A 1069-nucleotide genomic window follows, 5' to 3' on the forward strand; every position below is an offset into this window, starting at 1 on the left:
TGTGGAGAGCGAGATTTATGACCGGTTCTCGCCCAACGGCAGGAGCGAAGACTAACGGGAAGTCCAGCAACCATCGGGAATCTTGGCAGTTGACCATGCGTCCAATACGGACCTGACCCTTCCGAGGTATGGCAATGGCGGATCGGGGCGTTCGACCGCGCAACGACAGACAGCCAGAACGTTAGGCATCAGCCGGCACGAGCAGTTCGGCAACCATTGCCGATTCGCGTCTTTCGAGTTCTCGGTTGCATGCCATGGTTATGCGGCTGTTGGCCAACGTAAACTACTGATTTGACCGCCAGCCGCGTTTCTCAATTGTACGGTAATCGTTGCAGTCGACCAACGACATCAAATACGGAGCCAGCAACTTAAGTTCCTGATCTGCCGGGTCGCCGTCGAACGATGACACGTAAACAGCGTTCCCGTAGTTGCGTTCCAGTTTTTGCGGCGTGTCATCAACGACGAGGATGCGACTGAGCTCGTAGCCGAGGCGTTTAACCTTTTTGAGATCCTTGACCCAGTAAACGCCTTGCCACTCTGGGTGGTATCGTTGAATGCAACGTGTTCGTGACCACGCGAATCGCAGCGACACATGGTCGGGAATGATTTGTGCAGTGATAGCGGCAATGTAATCCGCGGTTGATGATGACCAAACGGCAAGCTGGAAACTGGTCGCGAGTGTACAGATGAAATCATCGACAAATGGGCGTTTGTAAACGAAGTAAGGACCGGCCTTGAAGTCGTGCGGTATCTCAAGCGCAGAATCGGCGGCATGGACGAGCGTCTCGTCGAGATCGAGGATCAGCAGCGGCTTGGTCTCTGTGTCGGGCATCCATGTAAGACACGGTATCAGGCAGTGAGTTCGCGCCACCTCTTCGTCGCATAACGTCGGTGGTCACACGACGGCGCCCCATAATTCGGTGATCACGAAACGACGTTGCCGCCGCTCGGGTGCACCACTTTGTTCTTGCGTGGCGATTGCGTTAGCGAACAGTTCGCTAACCCTTTCGATCTCGCACGATCTCAGAATACAGGGCGAAACGGGACCGAGCAACAATCGAGCGCGCAA

At 55.1% G+C, this 1069-nt stretch carries 1 protein-coding gene; it reads right to left on the minus strand.

Annotation, left to right across the window (positions count from 1 at the left end; all coding sequences use genetic code 11):
• Positions 1-283: 283 nt before the first annotated feature.
• Positions 284-832 carry an HAD family hydrolase gene (locus GE027_RS22585; protein ID WP_153559494.1) on the minus strand — a complete coding sequence of 183 codons (549 nt, stop codon included), beginning with the start codon at positions 830-832 and terminating at the stop codon, positions 284-286.
• Positions 833-1069 lie beyond the last annotated feature (237 nt).

Source organism: Roseimaritima sediminicola (assembly GCF_009618275.1).
GTDB lineage: Bacteria > Planctomycetota > Planctomycetia > Pirellulales > Pirellulaceae > Roseimaritima > Roseimaritima sediminicola.